The sequence below is a fragment of the Gordonia sp. (in: high G+C Gram-positive bacteria) genome, assembly GCF_049647785.1.
Lineage (GTDB): Bacteria > Actinomycetota > Actinomycetes > Mycobacteriales > Mycobacteriaceae > Gordonia.
Map to the genome: position 1 here is coordinate 21,544 of NZ_JBARYI010000079.1, position 25,508 is coordinate 47,051.

Below are 25,508 nucleotides of genomic sequence, written 5' to 3' on the forward strand. Positions count from 1 at the left end.
GGTTCGACGGCTGTCGCTACGGCCGGTAGTTATTGGGGATCGCAGCGAAGAAGTCGCGAGTCAGGTTCACGGAGTTGGTGGAATCGCCGCCAGCAACGATCAGGGTGGCGAAGGCGATGTCACCGCGATAGCCGGCAAACCAAGCGTGCGAGCCGCCCGCAAATTCCGCCTCACCGGTTTTTCCGAAGACCTCACCCGCGCCAGCGATCGAGGTCGCGGTGCCCTCGGTGACGACGGCCCGCATCATCGGGCGCAGTCGTTGATAGACGTCGTCGGACAAGGTGGCGTGCGGTCCGGTCACGGTCGTCTTTCGACCAACAATCAGTGTCGGGATCTGCGCTTTGCCAGATTGGGCCGCTGCGGCGACGAGCGCCATGCCCAAGGGACTGGCCAGCACCTTGCCCTGACCAAATCCGTCTTCGCTGCGTGCCACCAGTTCCGGTTCGACGGGCACCGACCCGGATTTCACCGTCAGCCCGGGGACGTCGTATTGGGCACCCAACCCCATGGCCGCCGCGGCATGTGTGAGGTCAGTCGGTCCCATCCGGCTCGCTAAATCGGCGAATGACGTATTGCACGACTGCGCAAAAGCGGTCCGCAACGGCACCGGCCCCAGGGAGAAGCCATCGTAGTTCGGGATAGTGCGCGGCCCAATCTCAATCTCGCCGGGGCACGGGACCGTCGAGTCGGGGTTCACCATGTTCTCGTGGAAGGCCGCAGCCGAGGTGACGATCTTAAACGTCGAACCCGGCGGGTACTGCCCGGAAGCGGCGATGAGGCCGTCGCGATCGGCATCTCGGTTCTGGGCGACGGCGAGAATTTTGCCGGTCGAAGCCTGCAGCGCAACGAGCATCGCCTGCTTCCCGGCGACAGCATTAACGGCACGCTGAGCGGCATCTTGGACGGTTCGTGACAACGACAGCAACACTGCCGGGGAAGGTTTTCCGGCTTCGTCAGCCACCACATCGGCGACCACCGCATTCGGGTTCAGCACCGAAACTCGCCACCCGCTGACACCGGTCAACTCACCGCCGACTTGGTCGCGGACTTCGGCCAGCACGGACGGCGCAAAGCCGGGATCACGCGGCATCAGGATCGATTGGTCTGCGGTCAGAATTCCCGGCACAGCGAGTTGATCGCGGAGTCGGTCGAAGTCGCCCGACGAAATCCGACCAATCGGCAACGGGTCACTTTGGGCGGTGGCCTTCTCGGCGATCGCCTGCGCGTCGAGTCCGGGGATCAGCGGCCCCAGCGTGCCGACGAGTCGATGCGCGGAATCAATCACACTCCCGCCCGCAGCGGCGGCCGCGGCATCGAACGAGATGCCGGTAACGGTGCCGTCGACCATTACTTCCGAACCGTCTGATTCGTTGACCGCGGCCCGAGGCGGTGCCAGTTGAGTGAATGAAAGCTGTTGGTCAGCACCAAGTTTGGGGTGGATGTCCGACGACTTCCACCTCACCGACCAACCAGTGTCGTCCCGTCCCATCGAAACCGTCGCATCGTACTGCCACTGGTGATTGCCGGGCAACGTCCAGGTGTAGCTGACGGGAACGTCCGCGACGTCCTGGTTAATGCTGACGCGACCGGTCGACGCGGTCATCGCGGTAGCTGCCAGCCCCTCCCACGTTTGCTTAAGCTGCGGACCCGAACGATTGGGATTGGTCGTCAACGACGCCGCTCCGTCGAAATCTTTCGCGGCAAACTTGTCGAGGAACGCCTGGGCTGCCGATCGTGGCCCGTCTTCTTGGGTTGCGCACGCCGTCAACGAACCCGCCAGGACAAGCGCCGTCAGCAGGCATGTTGCAACCAGCCAACGGGGTCGCGATGAGCGATTTCGGAGCACAGCGGATGACAGCATTGCCCAGATTCTAGTGGGGTTCAAGCGATGATCAGTCGACCAACACAGTCGCAAACGTGCCGACCTGATGGAAGCCGACCTTCGCATAGGTGCGGCGAGCGCCGTGGTTAAAACTGTTGACGTACAGACTCGACGTGCGCCCTTGGCGTGCGATAGCGGCGACCACCGCTGCGGTACCGATGGTCCCGAGTCCCCGACCTCGCCATTCTGGGTCGACCCAGACACCCTGAATCTGGCCGACCTTGCGTGACATTGATCCAATTTCTGCTTTAAAGATCACGCGGTCGCCGTCGAACCTGGCGAAAACTCGCCGGGCGGAAATTAGTGCGGCCAGGCGTCGCCGGTACGACCGCCCGCCGTCGTTGATGCAGGGATCGATCCCTACTTCGCCGATGAACATTTCGACTGCCGCCGGGAAGTAGACGTCCAGGTCGGCCATGGTGACCAGGCGAACGTTCGGGTCCGGCGAAATCTCCGGGTACCCGTGCAATGCCAGCAGCGGTTGATCGTCGCGGATCTCACGAGGTGGTCCCCACACTGGACCGAGGAGGCCCCACAGTGGCATGGCGAGGTCGGCGGCACCAACGATCGACGAGCAGATGCGCGGGCCAGCGAGCGCACGTTCAGCGAAAATGCCGAGGTCAACGGCGCTACCGATGAGTGGCATCAGATTGGCACCGGAAAACGCGAGTGAGTCCGCGGGTCGGGAGGCCGACCACATTTCGCCGCCGAGGAATCGTGGCGAGAGTCCGTAGGCTTCGACGCGCGCGGACACCATGCAAGATGCCACCGGGTTGAGGTCAAGGGCACGGGAGACAGCGTCAGCGTCTTTTGCACCGAGCGGATGTTCGCCAAGCGTCCCGAGCACGTCCCCACCTCCCCGCAAACACCCGCAAGGACGTTTGCCACATCGGCTTGCTGTCAATCCAGCGAGTAACTAACCCACCGTTACGACGGGATTGCCGCCGCTACCAGTCTCCCCTGATTCCTCGGCGATACGCAGCGCTTCGGCAATCAGAGTTTCAACGATTTGCGCCTCGGGCACGGTCTTAATGACTTCACCCTTGACGAAGATCTGTCCCTTGCCGTTGCCAGAGGCAACACCGAGGTCCGCTTCGCGAGCTTCGCCCGGTCCGTTGACGACGCAGCCCATGACTGCCACGCGCAACGGCACATCGAGGCCTTCCAACCCGGCGGTGACTTCGTTAGCCAGTTTGTAGACGTCCACTTGGGCGCGGCCGCACGACGGGCACGACACGATCTCCAGTTTCCGTGGGCGCAGATTGAGCGACTGCAGAATGGCATCGCCCACCTTGATCTCTTCGACCGGCGGTGCCGAAAGGGACACGCGGATCGTGTCGCCAATGCCTTCACCGAGAAGCGCGCCGAATGCCACGGCCGATTTGATGGTGCCTTGGAACGACGGCCCCGCCTCGGTGACGCCGAGGTGCAGCGGGTAGTCACACTGGGCGGCGAGCTGACGGTAGGCCTCGACCATGATGACTGGGTCGTTGTGCTTCACGGAGATCTTGATGTCGCCGAAGCCGTGTTCCTCAAACAGGCCAGCTTCCCACAGTGCTGACTCAACGAGCGCCTCGGGAGTGGCCTTGCCGTATTTCTTCATCAGCCGCTGATCGAGCGATCCGGCGTTGACGCCGATCCGAATCGGGATACCAGCGTCGCCTGCCGCCTTGGCGACCTCTTTCACGCGGCCGTCGAATTCTTTAATATTGCCCGGGTTGACGCGCACTGCGGCACAGCCGGCGTCGATAGCCGCAAAAATGTACTTCGGCTGGAAGTGAATGTCCGCGATGACGGGCAACTGCGATTTCTTGGCGATTGCGGCGAGTGCGTCGGCATCCTCTTGGCGCGGGCAGGCTACGCGAACGATGTCGCACCCGGCGGCCGTGAGCTGCGCAATCTGCTGCAGCGTCGCGTTTACATCGTGAGTCTTAGTGGTACACATCGACTGCACCGACACCGGGAAGTCGCTACCGACGCCAACCTTGCCGACATGGATCTGCCGCGTCTGACGCCGCGGGGCCAGCACAGGCGGTGGCCCGGCGGGCATACCGAGTCCTACCGCAATCGGACCGGAACCATTAGACCCAGCAGTTGTCGACACAGACATCACTCCTCATATTCGCTATCAACAGTACCGGCGGACCCCGCAGTCAGCACCGTAGAGGTGGTGGGAGCCTCATCACGGGCGGCGACCGTTTTGGTTACGCCGTGAAATCGCCCTTCGAGCTAGAAGACCTTGATCGGATTCACCACGTCGGCGGTCAGCGTTAGCAGCATGAAGCCGCCCATCACGACAACCACCACGTATGTGACGGGCAACAGTTTGTAATAGTCGATTGGGCCAGCCGGAATGAGACCGCGCCAGCGTCGGAAGATGTTGCGAACCTTCTCGTAGAGCGCGATTGCCATGTGCCCGCCGTCGAGTGGCAGGAGCGGAACCAAGTTGAAGAGGCCGAGGAAGAAGTTCACGCTCATCAGCAGGCCCAGGAACACATCCCACAGGCCGCGTTCGACAGCCTGCCCGCCGAGCACCGACGCACCCACCACACTCACTGGGCTGTCGGCGGCACGCTGACCTCCGGTCACTGCGTCCCAGAGGCCGGAAATTTTAGATGGGAGGGCCACAAGGGCCTTGAACGTCTCGGCAAAGATGTCGCCGGTGAAGCTGAGCGCACCGCCCCAGATGGTGACCGCGTTGTATTCGTTGGTGTACTTCGTGTCGAGCCCGACGCCGATGGCCCCGACTTCCGCAGCGTGCGGTTCCTCACCGTCTTTCGCGACCATCCGCTGCACCTGAGTGACGGGCACGGTGAGGTCGAGTTGCTCGTCCCCGCGCTTCACCGTCAAGACAACACTGTCGTGAGCCTTCTGTACGTCTTGAATTAGTTCCGACGGGCCGGCGACGGTCGCACCGTCAACGGCCAGAATCTGATCGCCGATCTGCAATCCCGAGCCCGCAGCAGGCGCAGGTCCGGTGCACTCGACTGGCTTGCCCTGCGCATCTGTCGTGAGGGCCACGCACTCCATGGATTTGGCGTACACCGGCAGGTTTCCGATGATTGGCAGTCCCCAGCCGAGTCCGAGGATCAACACGAGCACGAATCCGAGAATGAAGTTCTGCATTGGCCCGGCGATCAGCACCACCAGGCGCTTCCAGGTGGGCTGCGCGTACATGGCGCGAGCGCGTTCGTCTTCGGTCAGTTCCTCGTGCGGCGTCATCCCGGCGATGTCGCAGAATCCGCCCAGCGGCAGGGCTTTTACGCCATATTCGGTTTCACCGCGTTTGGTTGACCAGAGGGTGGGCCCGAAGCCGACAAAGTAGCGCCGGACCTTCATCCCCGTCGCCTGCGCCGCCCACATGTGGCCGAGCTCGTGCCAGGCGATAGAGATCAATAGGGCCAACGCAAACAGTGCGACGCCGAGCACCAAGCTCACTAACTCTCTCCCTCAAACAGGTCAGCCCAAAACCGGGCAACCCAAAATAGGTCAACCCAAATTAGGTCAACGCAGCGCCACCAACTCAGCGGCACACGACCGCGCCCAGCTGTCGGCCGCAAGAACTTCATCGACATTACCTGGACGAGTGGTCCATTGATCGGCCCGAGCAAGCACATCACCGATGATCCCAACGATGTCTGGGAATGCGACGGCGCCGTCGAAGAAGGCTTGGGCGGCGACTTCGTTGGCGGCGTTGAAGACGGCGGTAAGGCTTCCGCCAGCGGTCCCCGCCTGGCGGGCCAGGTTGATTGCCGGAAACACCTCATTGTCGACGGGCTCAAAGGTCCACGCCGACGCCGTTGTCCAATCGAGTGGCGTCGACGAGTTCGGGACACGGTCCGGCCAGCCCAGGGCCAGCGCAATCGGCAATTTCATCGACGGCGGTGAGGCTTTGGCGATGGTGGCGCCGTCGACGAAGGTCACCATTGAGTGCACGATCGATTGGGGATGAACCGTCACATCGATACGGTCGTAGGGCACGTCGAACAGCAGGTGCGCCTCGATCACTTCGAGTGCCTTATTGACCAGGGTTGCCGAGTTGAGGGTAATCATCGGACCCATCGACCATGTCGGATGCTTCCCCGCCTGCTCTGGCGTGACATTGGCCACCTGCTCGGCCGTCCATCCTCTGAATGGTCCACCCGAAGCCGTCAGCACCAGTCGGTCCACCTCGGCGGCCGTCCCCCCGCGCAAGCATTGGGCAATCGCCGAATGCTCGGAATCGACGGGCACTATCTGTCCGGGAGCAGCGGCGTCGAGCACCAGGGCTCCCCCGGCAACAAGTGATTCCTTGTTGGCCAAGGCCAATCTCGCGCCAGATTTCAGGGCGGCCAGGCTCGGTCCCAGCCCGATGGACCCCACCACACCGTTGAGAACGACGTCGGCGGCAACTGACTCAATCAACGCCACCATTGCGTCGGGACCCGACAGCACCGGACGTCCGAGTCGGTCGCTCAAGACCGCGGCCGCGACCGGATCGGCGACGGCGACCTGCGACGCTGGCAGTCGTGCATGGCGGACTTGCTGTTCCAGCAAGTCCAGGTTGCCGCCTCCGGCGCCGAGCCCCACAACCTCAAAGAGGTCGGGATGCTCAGCCACCACTTCGAGGGCTTGAGTACCGATGGATCCCGTGGATCCCAAAATCAACACACGCGTCGTCACACCAACCATTGTCGCGCACGAGCGTCAGGTTATGCTGTAGGCCGGACTACTACCGGTCGTCATAAGGAGTGAACGTGGCAAGCACTGAGGTCGAAACCATCGATACCGGATGGGTTCGCGAGCCCGCTGACGCGCCGTCAGCACGATTCGGCTGGCACGGCGTCGCACGCAAGTCGATTGCTATCGCATCGTTCGTGACCGCCCTGATTCTCCTTGCCATGCTCAAGGGCAATCATGAAGGCCACGTCGAAGACATTTACTTGATCATCATCGCCGTCTTCCTGATCGGCTACACCGTCTACTCGATGATCCCGCGCAAGGGTGTCTGGAAGCGCTAGCACCACCGCAACAAACGAAAAAGACCCGAACGCCACGTCGTTCGGGTCTTTTTGTTGTCGAGCTCGATACCCGAGCTTGCCGACTGCCCTTGCATCCCTGCGCTCATGCACAGGGCGAGCGATCTCCCGCAGGAGTAGCTTCTACTTTTCTTCGGCCGCGAGCTGCCCGCAGGCGGCGGCGATCTCCTGGCCGCGGGTGTCGCGCACGGTGCACGAGACCCCTTGCTCGCGAACTCGGCGCACAAACTCGGCCTCGACGGGCTTGGGGCTGGCGTCCCATTGCGAGCCCGGCGTCGGGTTCAGCGGAATCAAGTTGACGTGCACCAGCGAACCCAGCGCCTTGCGCAGCTTTTTGCCCAGCAGGTCCGCACGCCACGGCTGATCGTTCACATCGCGGATTAACGCGTACTCAATTGAGACGCGACGGCCCGTCGTATCGGCGTAATAGCGTGCCGCCTCGAGAACCTCCGACACCGACCACCGGTTGTTGACGGGGACCAGGGTGTCGCGAAGCTCATCGTCCGGGGTGTGCAGCGACACGGCGAGGGTCACCTGCAGACCTTCGTCGGCGAGCCTGCGGATCGCCGGAGCCAAACCGACGGTCGACACGGTCACCGAGCGTGCGGAGATACCGAAACCCTCTGGCGCGGGCGAGGTAATTTTCCGAACGGCGTCGACCACTCGCTTGTAGTTGGCGAGCGGCTCCCCCATTCCCATGAACACAATGTTCGACAGTCGTCCCGGCTCACCGAACTCGCCGTCGCGCAACGCTCGCGCCGCCGAGCGAACCTGGTCGACAATCTCCGCGGTCGACAGGTTGCGGTCCAAACCGCCCTGACCCGTCGCGCAGAAGGGGCATGCCATGCCGCAGCCAGCTTGTGAGGAGATACACAGGGTGTTGCGTCCCGGGTAGCGCATCAGGACCGATTCGAGCAGGGTGCCGTCGTGCAGACGCCACAGCGTTTTCCGAGTCTCGTTATCGTCCGCCGCGACATGCCGTACGGGCGTCATCAGTGTCGGGAACAACTTCTCGGCGACCGCCTCGCGCTTGTTGGCGGGGAGATCGGTCATTTCCTCAACGTCGGCATTGAGTCGACCAAAATACTGCTTGGCCAGCTGATTTGCCCGGAACTTTGGCAAGCCGAGCTCTTCGACGACGGCGACTCGCCCCGCCGCGTCGAGATCGGCGAAGTGCTTGGGCGGCATACCGCGTTTAGGCGCGTCAAAAACCAAAGGCAGAGAACTCACGTAAGCCAGTGTCTCATGTAATCATGGGCAGATGACGACACAAGATCCGAGCAACGGTCAGCACCCAGTTGGACCGGACGACAATGCGGACTCCGCGAATTACCCGCCGGCGGATGCGCAGCCGGATGCCCCGACCTTCGACGACGCCATTACACATGCGGTCGCTGGCGAACGCGACCGCATCAAGCAGGTCACCAAAAAGGCTTCGCATACCCGAGCGGGCTTCATGTACGTCGGTTGGATTGTGGGCGTCGTCGCCCTGATTTTGCTGCTGGTGTTTATCGTTGCAAATCAGGACAGCGTTGCCGTCAATTTCTTATTCGGCACCGTGGAACTCCCCGTCGGCGTGACGGTCCTCGTCGCCGCAATCATCGGTGCGCTTATTACCGGCGCCCTCGGTGCCGCCCGGATCATTCAACTCAACCGGGCACTGAAGAAGGCCAGCAGCCATACCGACTAACTGTCGCTGACGAAATAGTGTGCCCCGGGCGGTGCTGGCCTACAGAAGTAGCGCCAGCACCGCCCAGGTTACGAAAGCTGAGGGCAACAGCGAGTCCAACCGGTCCATGATTCCACCGTGGCCAGGCAGCAAAGTACCCATATCTTTGATTCCGAGGTCGCGTTTGATCTGCGACTCGATGAGGTCGCCGCTGGTGGCCACCAGGACCAGCAACGGGCCCAAGACAAAGCCGATCCACCAGTGCGGGGTGTCGAGCAGCCACAACGAGCAAGCGACGGCACCGAGGGTGCCGACCAGCAGCGAACCGCCGAGGCCTTCCCACGACTTCTTGGGACTAATCGCTGGCGCCATCGGATGCTTGCCGAACAGCACACCGGCCGCATAACCACCCACGTCGGAACAGACCACGACCAGCACGAGGGTGAAGACCCGATACGCGCCCTGGTCTTCACGGACCAGGTAGGTACCGAAGGTAGCGAGCACCGGTAGCCACGCCAGCACGAGCGTCGAGACCGACAGATCGCGCAGGTAGTTCACCGGCGCAGCCGACAATCCTTGTGCGAAGAGCTTCCACACCATCATCACCAGGATCGTCGCCGCCATCGCAACAAACGACCCGGCCAACCCGTATGGCCACGACAGCCACATAATGGCCTGCCCGCCAACAAGGAGTGGAATCACCGGGACCGCAAAACCGCCGTCACGCAGACGCTTGGTGACTTCCCACGTCGCAATGGCGATCGCCACGGTGACAACGGCGTACCAAGCGTCGGGCACCAGCAGCAAGACGGCAATCAGGAAACCGCCAAGCGCAACACCCACCCCGATGGCTGCGGGCAGATTACGACCCGCCTTCGACGGTGCCGCCGCGGGGCTCGGCGTCGAAGACTGTCCCGGTGAACTCGTCATACTTCCAGCAGCTCGGCTTCTTTATTCTTCACCAATTCGTCGACCGACTCGGTGTACGTGTGGGTCGTCTTATCGAGATCCTTCTCGGCGCGGACAACCTCGTCTTCGCCTGCGTCGCCGTCCTTCTGGATGCGCTTGAGTTCATCGACCGCCTTGCGGCGAATGTTTCGGATGGCGACCTTGGCGTCTTCGCCCTTGCCGCGTGCCTGCTTACCGAGTTGCTTGCGCCGTTCCTCAGTGAGCTGGGGAATCGACACGCGAATCACGTTGCCGTCGTCCGTCGGGTTGACGCCGAGGTCCGAGTTGCGGATTGCGGTCTCAATGTCGCGCATGAGGGAGGCCTCGTACGGCTTGATGATGATCATTCGCGGCTCCGGAGCATTGATGCTCGCGACCTGCGTGATCGGGGTCAATGCACCGTAATACTCGACAACGATCTTGTTGAACATTGTCGGGTTGGCGCGCCCGGTGCGGATGGAGGCCATGTCGTCACGCAGGTGCGCAACGGCCTTCTCCATCTTCTCTTCAGCGTCGAGCAGAGCTTCGTCAATCATGAGACGTCGGTGTCCTTTGCTTATGAAGTGGGAGTTAGGTCGGGGGTCAGACGGTCCGGACGAGGGTGCCGATCTGCTCACCGGCGACGGCACGTGCGATGTTTCCACTCTCAAGGAGGTTGAACACCAACATCGGCATCTTATTGTCCATACAGAGGCTGAACGCGGTAGCGTCGGCGACCTTCAGCTCCTGTTCGATTACTTCGCGGTGGGTAATCTCGCGGAACAGCTTCGCATCCGGATTGGTGCGGGGGTCGTCCGAGTAGACACCGTCGACAGCTTTCGCCATCAGCACCACTTCGGCCTTGATTTCCAGGGCGCGCTGAGCGGCCGTGGTATCGGTCGAGAAGTAGGGCATGCCCATGCCCGCGCCGAAGATCACGACGCGGCCCTTCTCCAGGTGCCGGACGGCGCGCAACGGCAGGTAGGGCTCAGCGACCTGTCCCATGGTGATGGCCGTCTGAACTCGCGTGGTGATCCCACGCTTCTCCAGGAAGTCTTGCAGGGCAAGGCAATTCATCACGGTACCGAGCATGCCCATGTAATCCGATCGAGCTCGGTCGAGGCCGCGCTGCTGCAATTCGGCACCGCGGAAGAAGTTTCCGCCACCGATCACAATGCCCACCTGCACGCCGGAGGAAACTACCTCGGCAATCTGATCGGCCACGGCACCAACAACGTCGGGGTCAAGGCCAACCGAGCCGCCACCGAACATTTCGCCGCCGAGCTTCAGCATGACGCGGGTATAGCCGGTTCGGCCTCCGGATGCCGTTTCGCCCGGGTTTACGGTCGACTGCGATTCGCTCATCTCTTCCTTCAATCGAGTATCGGGCACAAACTCTCTCCATCTTAAGGTGCGAACGTGCCCCCACATGCACTCCGGCCCCGGACTCGCCCCCAACGGGGCGATTCCGGGGCCGGAAGCGGTAATTAAGTCCTCAGATTAGGACTGGCCAACCTCGAAGCGGGTAAACGCAACGACGGTCGCGCCGGCCTCGTCCAAGATGGCCTTAACGGTCTTCTTGGAGTCGGTGACCGACGGCTGATCGACGAGGACGACGTCCTTGAAGAAGCCGGTGAGGCGACCTTCCACGATCTTCGGCAGAGCCTGCTCCGGCTTGCCTTCAGCCTTCGCGGTCTCCTCGGCGACGTGGCGCTCCGACTCGACAACCTCGGCCGGAACCTCGTCGCGGCTGGCGTACTTGGCGCGCAGCGCGGCAACCTGCATGGCAGCTCCGCGAGCAGCCTCAGCGGCAGCATCGGAATCACCGGTGTACGAGACCAGGACGCCAACGGCGGGCGGCAGGTCCGATGCACGCTTGTGCAAGTAGATGGCCGTGGGGCCGTCGTACGAGACAACGCGGTTCAGGACCAGCTTCTCGCCGATCTTCGCCGACAGTGCCTCGACAGCGTCGCCGACAGTGCCGTCGCCGAGCTTGGCTGCCAGCAGCGACTCGACGTCGTTGGCGCGGATCTCCACAGCGGCACCGAGGACATCGTCGGCGAGCTTCTGGAACTCTTCGTTCTTGGCGACGAAGTCAGTCTCGCTGTTGAGCTCGATCATGACGCCGTCGCGCGCAGCGACGAGGCCTTCGGCGGTGGAACGCGCAGCACGCTTGCCCACGTCCTTGGCGCCCTTGATGCGCAGTTCCTCAACGGCCTTGTCGAAGTCGCCGTCGTTGTTCGCGAGGGCGTTCTTGCAGTCGAGCATGCCCGAGCCGGTCAGTTCGCGCAGACGCTTCACGTCCGCAGCGGTGTAGTTCGCCATATGGCGACCCTCCTTTGTGGTTTTGGATCGAGAGACAAGATTCTCCGGCGAGGTAACTACCCCGCCGGAGAATGGGCTCTAGCCCGTTCTTGTTGCCCGAAAGTTATTCTGCGGCAATTACTCTGCGGCCGGGGCCTCAGCAGCGGGAGCCTCAGCAGCCGCAGCCTCGGTTGCGGCAGCTGCCTCAGCGGGTGCCGGCTGCGAAAGCAGTTCCTGCTCCCACTCAGCCAAAGGCTCACCTTCGCCAGCTTCCGGCTTTGCGTCGCCGCTAGCCTTGCCCGCACGCGCCTGAACGCCCTCGGCAACAGCCGTGGCGATGACGCGAGTCAACAGTGCGGCGCTACGGATAGCGTCGTCGTTTGCCGGGATCGGGTAATCGACAACGTCGGGGTCGCAGTTGGTATCCAGGATCGCGATGACCGGGATGTTCAGCTTGCGTGCCTCACCGACAGCGATGTGCTCCTTGTTGGTGTCGACAACCCACACGGCCGAAGGAATCTTGGCCATGTCGCGGATGCCGCCCAGGGTGCGCTGCAGCTTGTTCTTCTCACGCGTGAGCATGAGGATTTCCTTCTTGGTACGACCCTCGAAGCCACCGGTCTGCTCCATGGCCTCCAGCTCCTTCATCCGCTGAAGGCGCTTGTGGACGGTCTGGAAGTTGGTGAGCATGCCGCCGAGCCAACGCTGGTTGACGTAGGGCATACCGACGCGGGTCGCCTCAGCGGCGATCGATTCCTGTGCCTGCTTCTTGGTGCCGACGAACAGGATGGTGCCGCCGTGAGCGACAGTCTCTTTGACGAACTCGAAGGCGCGGTCAATGAAGCCCAGCGTCTGCTGCAGGTCAATGATGTAGATGCCGTTGCGGTCGGTGAAGATGAAACGCTTCATCTTCGGGTTCCAACGGCGGGTCTGATGCCCGAAGTGTGCGCCGCTATCAAGCAGCTGCTTCATGGTTACGACAGCCATGAATGTGTCCTCTCTCGCAGTTGTCGCCGGAGCTCAGTTTGAGTCCCAGCCCTGGCACCCACCACCGCATAACGACCCCGGAAATTGGTTCCGGGACTGCTCGTTCTGCTGCTCAAACGCGGGTGCGCGAAGTCACCCGGGACATACCCAGGTGCGTCGGCCAGACTACTCCGAATCGCAAGGCCCAGCCAAATCGTCGCTCGACAGACGTTTGCGCTGGTCGCTGCCGCGACACGCCCATGGATCCAAACGCGGTTCGCGTGCGTCTAATTAGTATGACGCGCCCATCTCATTCCCCGCCCGCACTCCGACTCGCCGCAGTGATGGTGGTGGCGCTCATCTGCGGGGCGTGGTCGACCTTCGCGGTGAGCGCAGCAACAGCCCGACCCCACTACGACTGGCCGCTACAGCCGCGTCCACCGGTCACTCGCGGATTCGATCCACCGGCACAGCGGTGGCAAGCCGGGCACCGTGGCGTCGACCTCGGCACCACGAGCGATTCCGCGGTCCTTGCCGCACGCGCAGGCACGGTGACCTTTGCCGGACCCGTCGCTGGCCGTCCCACGATCTCTGTCCTGCACGCCGATGGGATCACTACCACCTATGAACCCGTTCAACCGACCGTCCGGCGCGGCGACCATGTCCAAACCGGGCAGGTGCTGGGGTACTTGCAGTCTGGCCACGCTGGCTGTCGTGCTGCGACGTGCCTGCACTGGGGTGCTCGACGCGGCACCGGCCGGCAAGCGACATACGTCAATCCCCTGGGGCTGCTGGGATTACTACGCGTGCGCCTCAAGCCCGTCGTCTCACTCGCAAACGTCCACTAGGCGCGCGGGTGGGCTTGCCGGTGCACAGCGCGGAGTCGTTCCACGCTCACATGCGTGTAGAGCTGAGTGGTGGCGAGGGACGAGTGTCCGAGGAGTTCTTGCACCACGCGAAGGTCGGCCCCACCTTCCAACAGGTGCGTCGCGGCACTGTGACGCAGGGCGTGTGGGCCCACCGACTGCCCGGCCCGCTCGGTGGCCCGATGCACCACTGTCCGCGCCATCCGCTGATCGAGCCTGCCGCCCTTGACTCCTAACAGCAGGGCCTCCCCCGACGCCGCAGTCGCCAGAGCCGGCCGACCGTGCGCCAGCCAGCGGTCGAGGGCGTTGCCCGCTGGGACGCCGTACGGGACTGCCCGCTGCTTATCGCCCTTACCGATCACTCGCAGCACCCGCCGATCGGCTTCGATATCGGACAGGTTGAGACCGCACAGCTCCCCGACCCGAATACCGCTGGCATAAAGCAATTCCATAATGAGGTGATCGCGGAGTGCGACTGGGTCGTCGGATGCTGGACGATCACCATCGTCCGACGCGGTCAGCGGTGCGGTAATGGCCACCGCTGCCTCGTCGGGAGCCAAAACGGCAGGCAGGACCCGATGTGCTTTTGGCGCCTGCAATCGCTGCGATGGATCGGTGGCAAGGATGTGTGAGCGCACCGCCCACGCACAGAAGGTCTTCGCAGACGAGACCTGGCGAGCGATTGTCGTGCGGGCAGCACCGCGTCGTGCGTGCTCGGCGAGCCAAGCACGCAGGAGTGCCAGGTCAATGTCTTCGACGGCCACTCCGCGCGCACCGGCAAATGAGATAAGACCGCGAACGTCACCCGTGTACGCGCGAACCGTGTGCTTGCTGTGCCCCATTTCGAAGCTCAGGTGGTCGGCGAACGCCGCAAGCACATCGGTCATAACCGAACCGTACCCCGCCCCGGACTCGCCAGTAGGGATTGAGCCAGCGACAATGCACCTATCCACTAATTCTGTAGTTATCCGTCTTTGGACGCCTCGATGGGAAGTGTTCCCCCTGACCGACCTCACTAAGTCCGCGACACCGGGCAACGACCGCCTGGCCGTTGCCGTTTTGTGTGCGGCGGGCATCGTCGTTTCGTTGATGCAGACCATCATCGTGCCGCTGATCCCCGACCTCCCAAAACTGCTCCATACCTCGCCGACCAACGCGACGTGGGCCCTCACCATCACCTTGCTGATGGGTGCGGTCGTCACACCCATTTCAGGTCGCCTCGGCGACATGATCGGCAAACGACGCATGCTGCTCGCCTGCCTGAGCGCCGTGGCCATCGGTTCGGTGGTGTGCGCGGTGTCGTCGTCGTTGGTGCCGTTCCTGATTGGACGAGGCCTGCAGGGCATGGGAATCGGGACCGTGGCGCTCGGGATCAGCCTGATCCGGGACATCGTGCCCGCCGAACGCCTCGAATCCTCGATCGGTGCCATGAGCGCCTCGCTCGGTGTCGGTGGATCGCTGGGCCTTCCGTTCGCCGCCGTCATCGCGCAGAACGTCAGTTGGCACGCCCTATTCTGGGTGTGCATGCTGGTGGCGGTCGTGGTGGCCATCGCGGTGTACATCGTCGTCCCGGCTGGCGATATTGCGACGGGCGGACGATTCGACTTGGTCGGAGCCATCGGCTTGAGCGTGTTCATGGTGTGCATTTTGTTGGCGCTGTCGAAGGGCGCCGAGTGGGGCTGGGGTAGCCCGGTCACCATCGGTCTTTTCGCCGGTTTCGTGGTCTCGGCATTTCTCTGGTGGCGGTTCGAAAAACGTCACCCCAATGCGCTGATCGACTTGAAGGTCAACGCCAGCAGGCCGATCATGCTGACGAACACCGCTTCGATTGCGGCGGGTTTTGTGTTTTATGCGATGCAGATGATGCCGATTCAGATCCTGATGGCCCCCGAGGCTGCGCCGACCGGCGTCGGGTTGCCGATGGTTCAGGCCGCGTTGGTGCTCATGCCCGGCGGCTTGGTGATGTTTGCGTTCTCCTACGTGAGCGCCTGGTTGACACGGCGTCACGGGGCGCGGATTTCGTTGGGAATCGGCAGCCTGGTGATTGCTATCGGGTATGTGGGCTTCTTGGTAATGCTGCTCGGCCCATGGCCACCAACTTGGATTTGGCTGATCCTCATCAACGCCGTAGTCGGTGCCGGTTTGGGGATCGCCTACTCGGCGATGCCGTCGCTGATCATGGAATGGGTCCCGGTGACGCAGACCGGCGAAGCCAATGGCGTCAACTCCACGATGCGGTCGATCGGTACCTCGCTGGCGACGGCCGTCGTCGGCATGATCCTGGCGGCGTCGTACGCCGTGTACAACAGTCCTTCCGGACCGGTCCCCATTCCGACTGCGAGCGCCTACATTTGGGCCTGCGTCCTGTCCCTCGCCGTATGCTTCGTCGCGGCAATCGCCGCCTTCGCCGTCCCCCGCAGCACCCTTCGCGTCGAATCCGTGGTCTGACCTTCCCTCACGCCCCGCTGCCGCCCTTGCCCGTTCTCGCATGATGCGTTGATTCCCGCACTACGTCTGACGTAGTGCGGGAATCAACGCATCATGCGAGAACAGGGAGGGGAGGTTGCTGGGGCACCGAACGACGGAGCGGATTAGGCGTCCGCTGCGGCCTTGCGCTCTTCGGCCTTCCACTGGCGGAAGCCCTCTTCGGTACGACCGCGGCGCCAGTAACCGGAGATCGACGCGGCGCGTTTGGCGCTGACGCCTCGTTCCTTGCGGACATAGCTGCGCAGATTCTTCATGACGGCCTGCGCCTCGCCGTGAATGAAGACGTGCGGTTCACCGTCGAGCCATTCCGCAGCGCGGACAGCCGCGATTACCGGAGCGTTGTCCCCCGCCCTGCTCTCGGGTGCCTCCGACGGCCCGGCCCCACGATGCACCCACGTAATTTCCGCACCGACCGGCGCAGTCAGTTCCAGTTCGTCCTCGGGCCCCGCGACCTCGATAAAGACCTTGGCGATCGCGTCCTCCGGCAGGGATTCCAACGCGGCCGACAGCGCGGGGAGGCCCGCCTCGTCGGACACCAATAGGTGCCACGGCGCGCCGGGATCCGGGCGGTAACCGCTACCGGGGCCGCGGAACGTGATCCGCTCGCCAGGTTGCACGCGGCGCGCCCACGGCCCGGCAATCCCCTCGTCGCCATGCACGACGAAGTCGACCGCAAGTTCCCGCGCCGCAGCGTCGTAGCGACGCACCGTGTAGGTACGCAGAACAGGTTGCTGTTCGGGCGGCAAGGTATCGCGGATAACGTCAAGATCAATGGGCTGGGGGTACACGGTGCCGTCCTGCGCGAACACGAACTTCACGTACATGTCGGTGTCGGGGCGTTCAGGGGTGCCGTCGCCTCCGACCGGGAGGAAATCGTCGAAGCCGTCGCCGCCGAACCAGACGCGCACCATGTGCGGGGTCAGTTTCTCGGTCCGCAGCACCGTCATTGTGTTCAGTCGCTTCGCCACACTCGCTCCTCAGTTAGCCACCATTACCCCACTTAGGCGAGCCTAACAGTTTGTGCGAATCGGGGCCCGCATCACCGTGCCAGCCCCCAGGTCCCATCGGATCCATCCACCAAACCAGCGAAGTCGAGAGCGGCGAGAGCCCGGAGCGCGTCTTGAGTACGGACGCCACTGACGAACGCAATCTCATCCACTGACAGGCCACCGCGGGCGGGCAGCGCCTCCAAAATGCGCAGTTGGTCGGGCAGCAAACCATCGGTTCGTCGAGATGGTGCCGCAGGTCGCACGTCGTGCCCGTCAGGTGCCGCCAGGGCAATCACCGCGGCGGCGTCGGCGACCAGCGTCGCATCGCCGTCCGCGATCATCGCGTTGGTCCCGACCGACGTCGCGCTCGTGACCGCGCCAGGCACTGCCCCCAGCGGCCGCCCAATCCGTTTGGCCCACGCTGCCGTATTCGCCGCCCCGGACCGCCGACCTGCCTCCACGACGACCACCGCCGACGACAATGCTGCCACCAACCGATTCCTCGTGAGGAAGCGATGCTTGGCGGCCGTCGTGCCTGGCGGATACTCGGTCACGACCAGCCCGCGTTGAGCGATCTCACGCAGCAACTGCGCATGCCCAGACGGATAGTCGCGGTCGATTCCGCACGCGAGCACAGCGGCGGTCGTGCCGGAGGCAGCCAGTGCGCTGCGGTGCGCCGATCCGTCGATGCCGTACGCCCCACCAGAGACGACGGCCCACCCGCTGGCGCACAGATCCGCCGCCAGCAGTCCGGCCACGTAGTCGCCGTACGACGACGCCGCCCGCGATCCCACCAAGGCCACCGATCGTTCCGAAATGTCCGCGAACGACTCCGGTCCACGCACCCACAGCGCTAACGGGGCTCCCCCGCGCGCGGCAGTTTCGGCTTGGTCGAGGCCTAAGACCTGCCAGGCTGGCCAGTCAGCGTCGTCGCGGGTCAGCAGCCGGGCACCGAGTCGATCGCATGTTTCTAAATCACGTGCAGCGGTGTCAACGGCCGCGCGTGCTTCAGTGGCCACCAACACCGATTGATAGTGCGGCGGCACAGTTCGGGTCCGCACCGCCTTGGCCGCCTCGACCGACCCGACTTCCTCGACCAACGCGACCAGCGGCGCACATGGCGGTTCAGCTACTGCCGCGAGATAGGCCCACGCTCGACGCTCCCGATCCGTCATACCTGTCCCCGTCGTTGTCACAGTTGTCCTCCCCGATCTCGGTACATCAGGGCCGACACCACGTCGTCGGCCTCTGGTTGGTCGGCCCCGCGCAAGTCGGCGATGGTCCACGCCACCCGCAGGGCCCGATCGGCACCGCGCGCAGTGATGCGTCCGTAGCGCAATGCTTGCTCGACCGGAGCGAGCGCGGCTAGCGGCGGCCGATAGCGTTGTCGCAGAGCACTTCCCGGCACTTCGGCGTTGGTGAGCCACTGGTCGGAAGACCATCGCTCACGCGCTGCCGACCGAGCCTGCGCGACGCGGGCGGCCATCACCGCACTCGACTCGCCCGCCTCGGTCATCAGGGCGCTGTTGGCTGGCGGTTCCATCCGGACTCGCAAATCGATGCGGTCCATCAACGGTCCCGATAATCGCCCCAGGTAGCGGCGGCGTTGCACCGAGGTGCACACGCAGTCGACGTCGTGGGCGGGGGCGCACGGGCACGGGTTCGCCGCCAGAATTAGTTGGAACCGAGCCGGGTAAACGGCGGTTCCGTCCCTCCGCGAGATCCGCACGAGACCTTCTTCCAGCGGCTGTCGTAGGGAGTCCAAAACTTTCGGTCCCATTTCCGCGCACTCGTCGAGGAAAAGGACGCCTCGGTGCGCACGCGATACCGACCCCGGTCGTGCCATTCCGGTGCCGCCACCGAGAAGTGCTGTCATGCCAGCGCTGTGGTGTGGTGCGACGAAAGGCGGCGCGGTGATCAGCGGGTGATGCTCGGGCAGAGTGCCTGCGATGGAATGGATTGCGGTGACCTCGAGCGACTCCTCTTGGCCGAGCGGCGGCAGGATTCCGGGTAGTCGACTGGCGAGCATGGTCTTCCCGATCCCTGGAGGACCGGTCATTAGCAAGTGGTGCGCCCCGGCCGCCGCGATTTCGAGGGCCTGTCGCGCCGCGGCCTGGCCGGCGACGTCGGCCATGTCCGGGACCACGGCCGCTGGCGGTGCTACCGGTTCACCGTCGACAGTATCGAGTACAACGTCGCCGGACATCCACCGCACGACATCGGAAAGCGTTTGCGCACCACCGACATCGAGCCCAGAAACCAGCGTCGCTTCGGCAACATTGGCAAGCGGCACGACCGCCCGCTCAAAACCGGCGTCACGGGCAGCAAGCAAGAGTGGGAGCACCCCGCGCACCGGTCGCAGCCGACCGTCGAGGGCGAGTTCTCCGAGCATGACGGTGCCATCGAGCCGGGACGTCGAGGCTTGTTTCGCGGCGATCAGAACGGCCACGGCGAGGGGCAGGTCGAATCCCGGCCCCTGCTTTGGCAGGCTGGCGGGCGCGAGTGCAATCGTCACCTTGGTTTCGGGGAATTTCAGTTCACTGTTGGTGATGGCGGCACGCACCCGGTCTTTGCCTTCGCGGAGGGCGCCGTCGACACTTCCGGTGATCGTGACGCCCGGAAGTCCCGAGCTGATGTTCGCCTGGATTTCGATGATGTCGGCGGCAAAGGCATTGAGCCCCACTGAATGCACCCTCCCGAGCCCGGTCACGGCGCTACTCGGTGATGCCGACGTGATGCCACCACGTCGCCTGCTCGAGGTCTTCGGGATCTTGAATGTCGAGCAGGATAGAGATGACGTCGAACCTCACGACCTCCCAGAACCGGTCTTGCTGCGCGAGCCATTGCCGGGCCAGCAACCGCATTCGACGCAACTTTTGTGGAGTCACCGCGGCGAGCGGATCGGTGTAGGTACGACTCGCTCTCGTCTTCACTTCGACGATTACCAGGGTGTCGCCGTCGGCGGCGATTAGGTCAAGTTCACCGTTCCGCGTGCGCCAGTTGCGTTCCAGAATCTGCCAGCCGAGCTTCTCGACGTAGTTGGCGGCGAGGTCTTCCCCGACTTGACCGATGAGCCGTCGACGATCAGTGCGCTGGCGTGCATTTTCTTCCCCCATGCACGCAAGCATGCGCAGGCGTTCCGACAGAAACTATCGCGACCGCCGCAGTCACCGGCGATTGGGTACAACGAGAAAATCATCAACAGATTTACCTGGGACGACGGCGATGACGACGCTTCAATACCGCCAATCGACACCGGATGCCACGCCGCCGCGTCGCAGGTCCGAATGGGACAGTGTCGACAACGGGCGGCGCTTGAAATCATCAAGATGAGCAATGGGGCCACCGTAGTGACCCTGGTTCGCTCGAATTACCGAATTTCCGGTCACGGTTCGTCGGGTAGACGGAGCTCGGAGCGCTCCAATTCCTCGATGTTGACGTCCTTGAACGTCACGACGCGCACCTGCTTCACGAAGCGGGCAGGCCGGTACATGTCCCACACCCAGGCGTCGGTCATGTGGATTTCAAAGTACACTTCGCCGTCCGAATTGCGCGGAACCAGGTTGACGCCGTTGGCGAGATAGAAGCGTCGCTCGGTCTCCACCACATAGGTGAATTGTCCGACGATGTCCTTGTACTCGCGGTACAGAGACAGCTCCATCTCGGCTTCGTACTTTTCGAGATCTTCAGCGCTCATCAGGCCAGCCTATCGCGGACGTTCCGGTACGAGCGACGGTGCTCCGGCGACGGACCGTGCTCGTCGAGTCGGGACATGTGAAGCGCGGTGCTGTACCCCTTGTGAACTGCAAAATCGTAGCCGGGCAGGGTCTCATCGAGGGCCACCATCATGCGGTCGCGGGTTACCTTCGCCAGGATCGACGCGGCAGCGATGCAGGCGGCGTTGGCATCACCCCCGATTACCGGCAACGACGGCGCAGGGATGCCCGGCACATGGAAGCCGTCCGACAACACGTATCCGGGCCGCACCGACAGCCCAGCGACAGCGCGTCGCATACCTTCGATGTTGGCCACGTGCACGCCAATGCGGTCGACTTCAGCGGCGGGAATCGCGACCACGTGCCAGCTCACCGCATGTTTGACGACGGCGTCGTACAACTTGTCGCGGGTCGCGTGACTGAGCTTCTTTGAATCGTTGAGTTCGGCGAGCGATTTCAACTGTGAATTCGACAGCACGCACGCGGCGACCACGAGCGGGCCCGCGCAAGCACCACGTCCGGCTTCGTCGACGCCAGCGACCGGGCCGAGACCCTGCCGGGCGAGCGTGAACTCCAGGGTTCGCAGTCCGGCCGCTTTACGGACCGGGGATCGCGGCGGCCAGCGTGAGGCACCACTTGTCGACGGGGAAACACTCATCGGTCAGCCCTGCGGGTTAACCGAGCCCACGCCCCCGATCCGGGAGAACGGGTAAATGATAGTCCGAACCTTGCCACGAATGTCGGAGACCGGGACGGTGCCCTGGTATTCGTCCTCCATGTGGGCACGGGAGTCAGCCGAATTACTGCGGTTGTCGCCCATCACCCAAACGTTGCCCTGCGGCACGGTGATCGGACCGAAATCAGCGCCGTAGCACGTGCCCTTCCCAAGAACGCCGTCCGAGGACTGATAGGTCTCCGCCTGCAACTGTTTGTCGATGTAGGGCTCATTCAGCGACTTACCGTTCACCGTGACGCCCTTGCCATTGGCTTCCTTGCACTCAACGGTTTGCCCGCCGGTCGCAATCACACGCTTGACGAGGTTGTTCTCGTTCGGCGGCGCCAACGCGAAAACCGAGAGGACGTCCTGCACCTTGTGCATCACGGGGTTCGACGATCGCGGCGAGCTCCAACCTTCGTCCCACGACGAGGTCGGGGCCTTAAATACGACGACATCGCCGGGCTTCGGGTCACCGAACCGGTAAACCATCTTGTCGATGACGATGCGGTCGTTGGTGCAGCCAACGCATCCGTGCAATGTCGGTTCCATCGATTCCGACGGCACGACGTACTGGCGGAAGAAGAATTGGGTGAAGATGAACATCAGGGCCAGGACGATGGCGACGATGATCGCGATCTCGCGCCCCCAGTGGCTTTTGCCCTCGCCGTCGTCCGTATCGCTGTCAGCATCCCTGATGCTGAACGAGGGGGTGTCGTCGTCCGGTTCACCGCTTGAGTGCGATTGGTAGTCCCCGCTAGTGTCATCCACGTTGAATAGCCTAGCGATCGCCACCCGCGTCTGGTTATCGCACCCGCTGAGTTTGTGTGCACATGGCAAAAGCCCCGCACCTCGACCGAAGTCGGGATGCGGGGCTTTCGGAAAAGTACGGCGCCTAAGCGATCAGCGCTTTTCCTTGATCTTGGCAGCCTTGCCACGCAGGTCGCGCAGGTAGTACAGCTTGGCGCGACGGACGTCACCGCGGGTCAGGACGTCGATCTTCGCGATGTTGGGGCTGTGAACCGGGAAGGTACGCTCCACGCCAACGCCAAACGACACCTTGCGGACGGTGAAGGTCTCGCCGATGCCGCCGCCCTGACGACGGATCACGACGCCCTTGAAGACCTGCACGCGCTCCTTCGAGCCCTCAATGACCTTGACGTGCACGTCGAGCGTGTCGCCGGGGCCGAACTCAGGAATGTCGTCGCGCAGGGACGCCTTGTCGAGGAAGTCCAGGGTATTCATAATTCTCGTCCAATCTAGGGCGGGGACAGAGGAACCTGGCGGCCTCCCGCAAGCGGTAAGGTTCGACCGGTTCGTGCCCGTTGCATAGGTCTGTGCGCTGCACTCTCCAGACACAAGTATCCGGGCCGTTATTTCACGGGGCAGGCAACCTGAAACATTCTGCCACCTCTACAGGGTCAGGTCCAATTCCTGATCATCGTCGTCATCATCACGGTCGGCGTCGAGATCGTCGAAGTTGTCGTGATCGGCCCCATCGTCGTCCCGAATGTCAGCTTCGCGAACACCGATCGCACTAATAACCGGTGGTCCGACAAACGGCTGTGGCCCTAGGACCAATATCCCTTCGGTGGTCGATCGCAGGTAGTCGGCCGGTCGATGAACACGTTGATCATCGCTGCGGCGCGAGGTCGGACCGTACGGTCCGCTTGAGGCGCGACTCCCGGCCTGATTGGCCCCGGCCCCTGGCGTCGCATTGGCCGGGTTGGTGGCCGAAGGCGTTCCACCGGCCCCCGTCGACGTCGATCCGGTCCTCACTTCTGCCACCGGTGCCACCGGCCGTCCGAGCAACGACGACGCCGGCACCGGCGTTGGTCTGTTTACCGCCAGAGCACCGGGCATACGCGGGTTGACCACGGGCGCGATACCACTCGGAGACGACGTCGCTGGTGGTCCGGTTGGTCCACCGGGTCCCGCCGGCCCGGGATTGCTGGGACCGCCCGGACCAAGATTCGGCGTTGGCCCCGCGCTTGGCGATTCGGCCTGACTCCCGTTTCCGGGGCCGGATGGCCCGCCCGCGGGTCCAGACAATCCGTGGTCGGCGTTCCCCAACCCAGCCGGACCGGCAGCGCCATCACCGGATCCCAGTCCGTCCGTCGGCATCTCCGCAACGGGCCCGGCGGGACCCCCGCTGTTGGGCACGGCACCCGTGGCATCTGCACCGACCCCCGATAAGCCGCCACCAAAGGTTTGCGGCCCGGCACCCGACGTCATCAAGGTATTCGCGGTCGACGACATAGGCGGGTTGTAGACCTTCTCTAGTTCAAGGCCAACACCCATCCCCACCCCCTGCCGTATCCCTTCCGACGACGGAGCCAGAAGTTGCAGCGCCATCAGCCGCGGCATGTACGCGACGGCCGCGGTCAGTACGCCGGAGGCGGTCGTCAATGATTGGTGCCCCGTCCGCAACCGGTCTGCCACCGACCCAACCTGTGCGGCCAAGGCATGCGCCGATTCTCGACTGGCGTCGGCCGCAACACCGGTCACGTCGCCCGCCCCAACCCATGCACCGTCGGCGAATGCGGCCTTCAGTTTGTCGCCGATGGCAGTGGCTTCGTCGACGATGCGGGAAATTTCCGCTGCATCGGCGGCCGCTGCGCCCGGTTCCATCGAATTGAGGCGAGCCATGAGCTCACCGATTCCCACGATCCACGAGGTCCCCATGGTGGTTAGACGCACGCAATCGGCGTTCGGTTCCACGACACGCCGAGGAACCTGGTCGCCGACTATTCCGGAAGGAGGTCTGGCCGGCGTTCCCGGGTGCGTTCCATCCCTTGCTCGCGACGCCAGGCGGCTATCTTCGCGTGATCCCCCGATAACAAAATTGGCGGCACTTCCAGATCGCGCCACAGCTTTGGTCGCGTGTAACTCGGACCTTCCAGAATGCCGTCGGAGAACGAATCTTCTTGGTGCGACTGAGGATTACCCAGCACACCGGGCATAAGCCGAGTGGTGGCCTCGACCATCGCGAGCACCGCCACCTCCCCGCCGATGAGCACGAAGTCGCCGAGTGAAACTTCCTCCACCCGCACGCGGCGCGCGGCGTCGTCGAAGACTCGCTGATCAATACCTTCGTAACGTCCGCAGGCGAACACCAGGTGCTTTTCCGAACTCCACCGCTGGGCGGTTGCCTGTGTGAACGGCACGCCGGCCGGGGTCGGGACCACCAGCAACGCATCGTCGGGGCAAACCTCGTCGAGCGCCTCGCCCCACACTTGCGGTTTCATGACCATTCCGGGTCCGCCGCCGTACGGCGTGTCGTCAACGCTGCGGTGCACGTCGTGGGCCCAATTGCGGAGGTCGTGGACACCCACCTCAACGAGACCGGCGTCAATTGCTTTACCCAGCAACGCCTCGCGCATCGGTGCCAGGTACTCGGGGAAAATCGTGACGACGTCGACCCGCACGTCAGTCCTCGATCGGATCGATCAGGCCTTCCGGCGGATCAATCTCGATTCCCTCGCGGGTCACCGTCGGCACAATCTCGCGCACAAACGGAATCAACACGTCACGGCCGTCGGGCGTCTTCACCGACAGCAATTCCCCTCCGGGAAGGTGCAGTACTTCCTTCACCGTGCCAACCGCTTCACCGTCGACGGTGCTGACGGGCAGGCCTTCGAGTTCATGGTCGTAGAACTCGTCCGGGTCATCACCGGAATCGACGTCGGCTGCGTCGATGAGGAACAGGGTTCCGCGGAGCTGGTCAGCTTGATCGCGGCCCTGGATATCTTTGAGCGACAGCAACAGCCGCCCGGCATGCATCCGGGCGGCTGCTACTACGTATTGCTTTTCCCCGCCGCCCGCGTTGCGCGGGGCACGACCACGGAGGGTCGTGCCGACCGCGAAACGGGTTGCGGGGTCGTCCGTGCGGACGTCGACGACGAGTTCACCGCGGACACCGTGCGTCTTGGCCACACGACCGATCACCAGATCCATCAGTTATGAATT

General features: G+C 63.5%; 27 protein-coding genes. 4 read left to right on the plus strand and 23 right to left on the minus strand.

Features of this window, described 5'->3' with window-relative positions; translation table 11 throughout:
• Positions 1 to 16: 16 nt before the first annotated feature.
• From WBA38_RS13135 to dxr, 5 genes are all read right to left on the minus strand, one after another.
• On the minus strand, positions 17 to 1,861 hold the full coding sequence (locus WBA38_RS13135; protein WP_424295266.1) for a penicillin-binding transpeptidase domain-containing protein: 1,845 nt from the start codon (positions 1,859 to 1,861) through the stop codon (positions 17 to 19).
• A 31-nt stretch (positions 1,862 to 1,892) separates the two neighbouring features.
• Positions 1,893 to 2,729, minus strand: a complete 837-nt coding sequence (locus tag WBA38_RS13140; protein WP_424295268.1) for a GNAT family N-acetyltransferase — start codon at positions 2,727 to 2,729, stop codon at positions 1,893 to 1,895.
• A 69-nt stretch (positions 2,730 to 2,798) separates the two neighbouring features.
• Positions 2,799 to 3,932, minus strand: coding sequence for a flavodoxin-dependent (E)-4-hydroxy-3-methylbut-2-enyl-diphosphate synthase (gene ispG / locus WBA38_RS13145; protein WP_424295276.1), 1,134 nt, complete (start codon positions 3,930 to 3,932; stop codon positions 2,799 to 2,801).
• 179 nt (positions 3,933 to 4,111) lie between these two features.
• Positions 4,112 to 5,320, minus strand: a complete 1,209-nt coding sequence (locus WBA38_RS13150) for a M50 family metallopeptidase (protein WP_424322875.1) — start codon at positions 5,318 to 5,320, stop codon at positions 4,112 to 4,114.
• Between the two features lie 66 nt (positions 5,321 to 5,386).
• On the minus strand, positions 5,387 to 6,553 hold the full coding sequence (gene dxr, locus WBA38_RS13155; protein ID WP_424295272.1) for a 1-deoxy-D-xylulose-5-phosphate reductoisomerase: 1,167 nt from the start codon (positions 6,551 to 6,553) through the stop codon (positions 5,387 to 5,389).
• Between the two features lie 65 nt (positions 6,554 to 6,618).
• On the opposite strand from dxr, the gene WBA38_RS13160 reads away from it, so the two are divergent.
• Complete coding sequence (locus WBA38_RS13160) at positions 6,619 to 6,882, plus strand: DUF2631 domain-containing protein (protein WP_424322876.1); 264 nt, start codon at positions 6,619 to 6,621, stop codon at positions 6,880 to 6,882.
• 141 nt (positions 6,883 to 7,023) lie between these two features.
• On the opposite strand, the gene rlmN is transcribed toward WBA38_RS13160, so the two are convergent.
• Positions 7,024 to 8,130, minus strand: a complete 1,107-nt coding sequence (gene rlmN / locus WBA38_RS13165) for a 23S rRNA (adenine(2503)-C(2))-methyltransferase RlmN (protein ID WP_424295404.1) — start codon at positions 8,128 to 8,130, stop codon at positions 7,024 to 7,026.
• Between the two features lie 31 nt (positions 8,131 to 8,161).
• On the opposite strand from rlmN, the gene WBA38_RS13170 reads away from it, so the two are divergent.
• Positions 8,162 to 8,590 carry a LapA family protein gene (locus WBA38_RS13170; protein WP_424322877.1) on the plus strand — a complete coding sequence of 143 codons (429 nt, stop codon included), beginning with the start codon at positions 8,162 to 8,164 and terminating at the stop codon, positions 8,588 to 8,590.
• Between the two features lie 39 nt (positions 8,591 to 8,629).
• Here WBA38_RS13170 and WBA38_RS13175 read toward each other — a convergent pair whose 3' ends face one another.
• From WBA38_RS13175 to rpsB, 5 genes are all read right to left on the minus strand, one after another.
• On the minus strand, positions 8,630 to 9,499 hold the full coding sequence (locus tag WBA38_RS13175) for a phosphatidate cytidylyltransferase (protein WP_424295408.1): 870 nt from the start codon (positions 9,497 to 9,499) through the stop codon (positions 8,630 to 8,632).
• Entirely contained in the window at positions 9,496 to 10,053 is a 558-nt protein-coding gene (gene frr / locus WBA38_RS13180; protein ID WP_424295410.1) for a ribosome recycling factor, read from the minus strand. The genes WBA38_RS13175 and frr overlap by 4 nt, the downstream gene beginning before the upstream one ends.
• A gap of 46 nt (positions 10,054 to 10,099) precedes the next feature.
• Positions 10,100 to 10,861, minus strand: a complete 762-nt coding sequence (gene pyrH, locus WBA38_RS13185) for a UMP kinase (RefSeq protein WP_424295412.1) — start codon at positions 10,859 to 10,861, stop codon at positions 10,100 to 10,102.
• A 135-nt stretch (positions 10,862 to 10,996) separates the two neighbouring features.
• Entirely contained in the window at positions 10,997 to 11,821 is an 825-nt protein-coding gene (gene tsf, locus WBA38_RS13190) for a translation elongation factor Ts (protein WP_424295414.1), read from the minus strand.
• A gap of 117 nt (positions 11,822 to 11,938) precedes the next feature.
• Complete coding sequence (rpsB, locus tag WBA38_RS13195) at positions 11,939 to 12,787, minus strand: 30S ribosomal protein S2 (protein ID WP_424295416.1); 849 nt, start codon at positions 12,785 to 12,787, stop codon at positions 11,939 to 11,941.
• 275 nt (positions 12,788 to 13,062) lie between these two features.
• Between rpsB and WBA38_RS13200 the strand changes: the two genes are divergently transcribed.
• A complete protein-coding gene (locus WBA38_RS13200; protein WP_424295417.1) occupies positions 13,063 to 13,614 on the plus strand; it encodes a M23 family metallopeptidase in 552 nt (183 codons plus the stop codon).
• Here WBA38_RS13200 and WBA38_RS13205 read toward each other — a convergent pair.
• A complete protein-coding gene (locus tag WBA38_RS13205; RefSeq protein ID WP_424295419.1) occupies positions 13,611 to 14,519 on the minus strand; it encodes a tyrosine recombinase XerC in 909 nt (302 codons plus the stop codon). The genes WBA38_RS13200 and WBA38_RS13205 overlap by 4 nt on opposite strands.
• 52 nt (positions 14,520 to 14,571) lie before the next feature.
• Here WBA38_RS13205 and WBA38_RS13210 point away from each other — a divergent pair, with 52 nt between their 5' ends.
• Positions 14,572 to 16,080 (plus strand): MFS transporter, encoded by a 1,509-nt coding sequence (locus WBA38_RS13210; RefSeq protein ID WP_424322878.1) that lies wholly within the window; start codon positions 14,572 to 14,574, stop codon positions 16,078 to 16,080.
• 143 nt (positions 16,081 to 16,223) lie between these two features.
• Here the strand turns inward: WBA38_RS13210 and WBA38_RS13215 are convergent, their stop codons facing one another.
• The 11 genes from WBA38_RS13215 to rimM all read right to left on the minus strand — a co-directional run bounded on the left by WBA38_RS13215 (position 16,224) and on the right by rimM (position 25,496).
• Positions 16,224 to 17,087 (minus strand): siderophore-interacting protein, encoded by an 864-nt coding sequence (locus WBA38_RS13215; protein ID WP_424296489.1) that lies wholly within the window; start codon positions 17,085 to 17,087, stop codon positions 16,224 to 16,226.
• Positions 17,088 to 17,158: 71 nt separating this feature from the next.
• Positions 17,159 to 18,283 (minus strand): DNA-processing protein DprA, encoded by a 1,125-nt coding sequence (dprA, locus tag WBA38_RS13220; protein WP_424322891.1) that lies wholly within the window; start codon positions 18,281 to 18,283, stop codon positions 17,159 to 17,161.
• Positions 18,284 to 18,300: 17 nt separating this feature from the next.
• Positions 18,301 to 19,818 (minus strand): YifB family Mg chelatase-like AAA ATPase, encoded by a 1,518-nt coding sequence (locus tag WBA38_RS13225; protein ID WP_424322879.1) that lies wholly within the window; start codon positions 19,816 to 19,818, stop codon positions 18,301 to 18,303.
• A 4-nt stretch (positions 19,819 to 19,822) separates the two neighbouring features.
• Positions 19,823 to 20,224, minus strand: a complete 402-nt coding sequence (locus WBA38_RS13230) for a YraN family protein (RefSeq protein ID WP_424296490.1) — start codon at positions 20,222 to 20,224, stop codon at positions 19,823 to 19,825.
• 269 nt (positions 20,225 to 20,493) lie between these two features.
• A complete protein-coding gene (locus WBA38_RS13235; RefSeq protein ID WP_347954436.1) occupies positions 20,494 to 20,805 on the minus strand; it encodes a DUF2469 domain-containing protein in 312 nt (103 codons plus the stop codon).
• Positions 20,805 to 21,482: a ribonuclease HII gene (locus tag WBA38_RS13240; protein WP_424296492.1), complete on the minus strand. Its 678-nt coding sequence runs from the start codon at positions 21,480 to 21,482 to the stop codon at positions 20,805 to 20,807. The genes WBA38_RS13235 and WBA38_RS13240 overlap by 1 nt, the downstream gene beginning before the upstream one ends.
• A 3-nt stretch (positions 21,483 to 21,485) precedes the next feature.
• The gene (lepB, locus tag WBA38_RS13245) at positions 21,486 to 22,310 is read right to left on the minus strand and encodes a signal peptidase I (protein ID WP_424296494.1); all 825 of its coding nucleotides are present in this window, start codon (positions 22,308 to 22,310) and stop codon (positions 21,486 to 21,488) included.
• A 132-nt stretch (positions 22,311 to 22,442) separates the two neighbouring features.
• The gene (gene rplS / locus WBA38_RS13250) at positions 22,443 to 22,784 is read right to left on the minus strand and encodes a 50S ribosomal protein L19 (RefSeq protein ID WP_424322880.1); all 342 of its coding nucleotides are present in this window, start codon (positions 22,782 to 22,784) and stop codon (positions 22,443 to 22,445) included.
• Positions 22,785 to 22,952: 168 nt separating this feature from the next.
• Positions 22,953 to 24,239 (minus strand): hypothetical protein, encoded by a 1,287-nt coding sequence (locus tag WBA38_RS13255; protein ID WP_424322881.1) that lies wholly within the window; start codon positions 24,237 to 24,239, stop codon positions 22,953 to 22,955.
• A 47-nt stretch (positions 24,240 to 24,286) separates the two neighbouring features.
• Positions 24,287 to 24,967, minus strand: a complete 681-nt coding sequence (trmD, locus tag WBA38_RS13260; protein ID WP_424296352.1) for a tRNA (guanosine(37)-N1)-methyltransferase TrmD — start codon at positions 24,965 to 24,967, stop codon at positions 24,287 to 24,289.
• Position 24,968: 1 nt separating this feature from the next.
• On the minus strand, positions 24,969 to 25,496 hold the full coding sequence (gene rimM / locus WBA38_RS13265; RefSeq protein ID WP_424322882.1) for a ribosome maturation factor RimM: 528 nt from the start codon (positions 25,494 to 25,496) through the stop codon (positions 24,969 to 24,971).
• Positions 25,497 to 25,508 lie beyond the last annotated feature (12 nt).

Coding starts and splice junctions, on each gene's coding strand:
- WBA38_RS13135 (WP_424295266.1), bottom strand. CDS start 1,861: ATGCTGTCATCCGCTGTGCTCCGAAATCGCTCATCGCGACCCCGTTGG.
- ispG (WP_424295276.1), bottom strand. CDS start 3,932: ATGCCCGCCGGGCCACCGCCTGTGCTGGCCCCGCGGCGTCAGACGCGG.
- dxr (WP_424295272.1), bottom strand. CDS start 6,553: ATGGTTGGTGTGACGACGCGTGTGTTGATTTTGGGATCCACGGGATCC.
- WBA38_RS13170 (WP_424322877.1), top strand. CDS start 8,162: ATGACGACACAAGATCCGAGCAACGGTCAGCACCCAGTTGGACCGGAC.
- WBA38_RS13175 (WP_424295408.1), bottom strand. CDS start 9,499: ATGACGAGTTCACCGGGACAGTCTTCGACGCCGAGCCCCGCGGCGGCA.
- frr (WP_424295410.1), bottom strand. CDS start 10,053: ATGATTGACGAAGCTCTGCTCGACGCTGAAGAGAAGATGGAGAAGGCC.
- pyrH (WP_424295412.1), bottom strand. CDS start 10,861: ATGAGCGAATCGCAGTCGACCGTAAACCCGGGCGAAACGGCATCCGGA.
- tsf (WP_424295414.1), bottom strand. CDS start 11,821: ATGGCGAACTACACCGCTGCGGACGTGAAGCGTCTGCGCGAACTGACC.
- rpsB (WP_424295416.1), bottom strand. CDS start 12,787: ATGGCTGTCGTAACCATGAAGCAGCTGCTTGATAGCGGCGCACACTTC.
- WBA38_RS13200 (WP_424295417.1), top strand. CDS start 13,063: ATGACGCGCCCATCTCATTCCCCGCCCGCACTCCGACTCGCCGCAGTG.
- WBA38_RS13205 (WP_424295419.1), bottom strand. CDS start 14,519: ATGACCGATGTGCTTGCGGCGTTCGCCGACCACCTGAGCTTCGAAATG.
- WBA38_RS13210 (WP_424322878.1), top strand. CDS start 14,572: ATGCACCTATCCACTAATTCTGTAGTTATCCGTCTTTGGACGCCTCGA.
- dprA (WP_424322891.1), bottom strand. CDS start 18,283: ATGACGGATCGGGAGCGTCGAGCGTGGGCCTATCTCGCGGCAGTAGCT.
- WBA38_RS13230 (WP_424296490.1), bottom strand. CDS start 20,224: ATGGGGGAAGAAAATGCACGCCAGCGCACTGATCGTCGACGGCTCATC.
- WBA38_RS13235 (WP_347954436.1), bottom strand. CDS start 20,805: ATGAGCGCTGAAGATCTCGAAAAGTACGAAGCCGAGATGGAGCTGTCT.
- WBA38_RS13240 (WP_424296492.1), bottom strand. CDS start 21,482: ATGAGTGTTTCCCCGTCGACAAGTGGTGCCTCACGCTGGCCGCCGCGA.
- rplS (WP_424322880.1), bottom strand. CDS start 22,784: ATGAATACCCTGGACTTCCTCGACAAGGCGTCCCTGCGCGACGACATT.
- rimM (WP_424322882.1), bottom strand. CDS start 25,496: ATGGATCTGGTGATCGGTCGTGTGGCCAAGACGCACGGTGTCCGCGGT.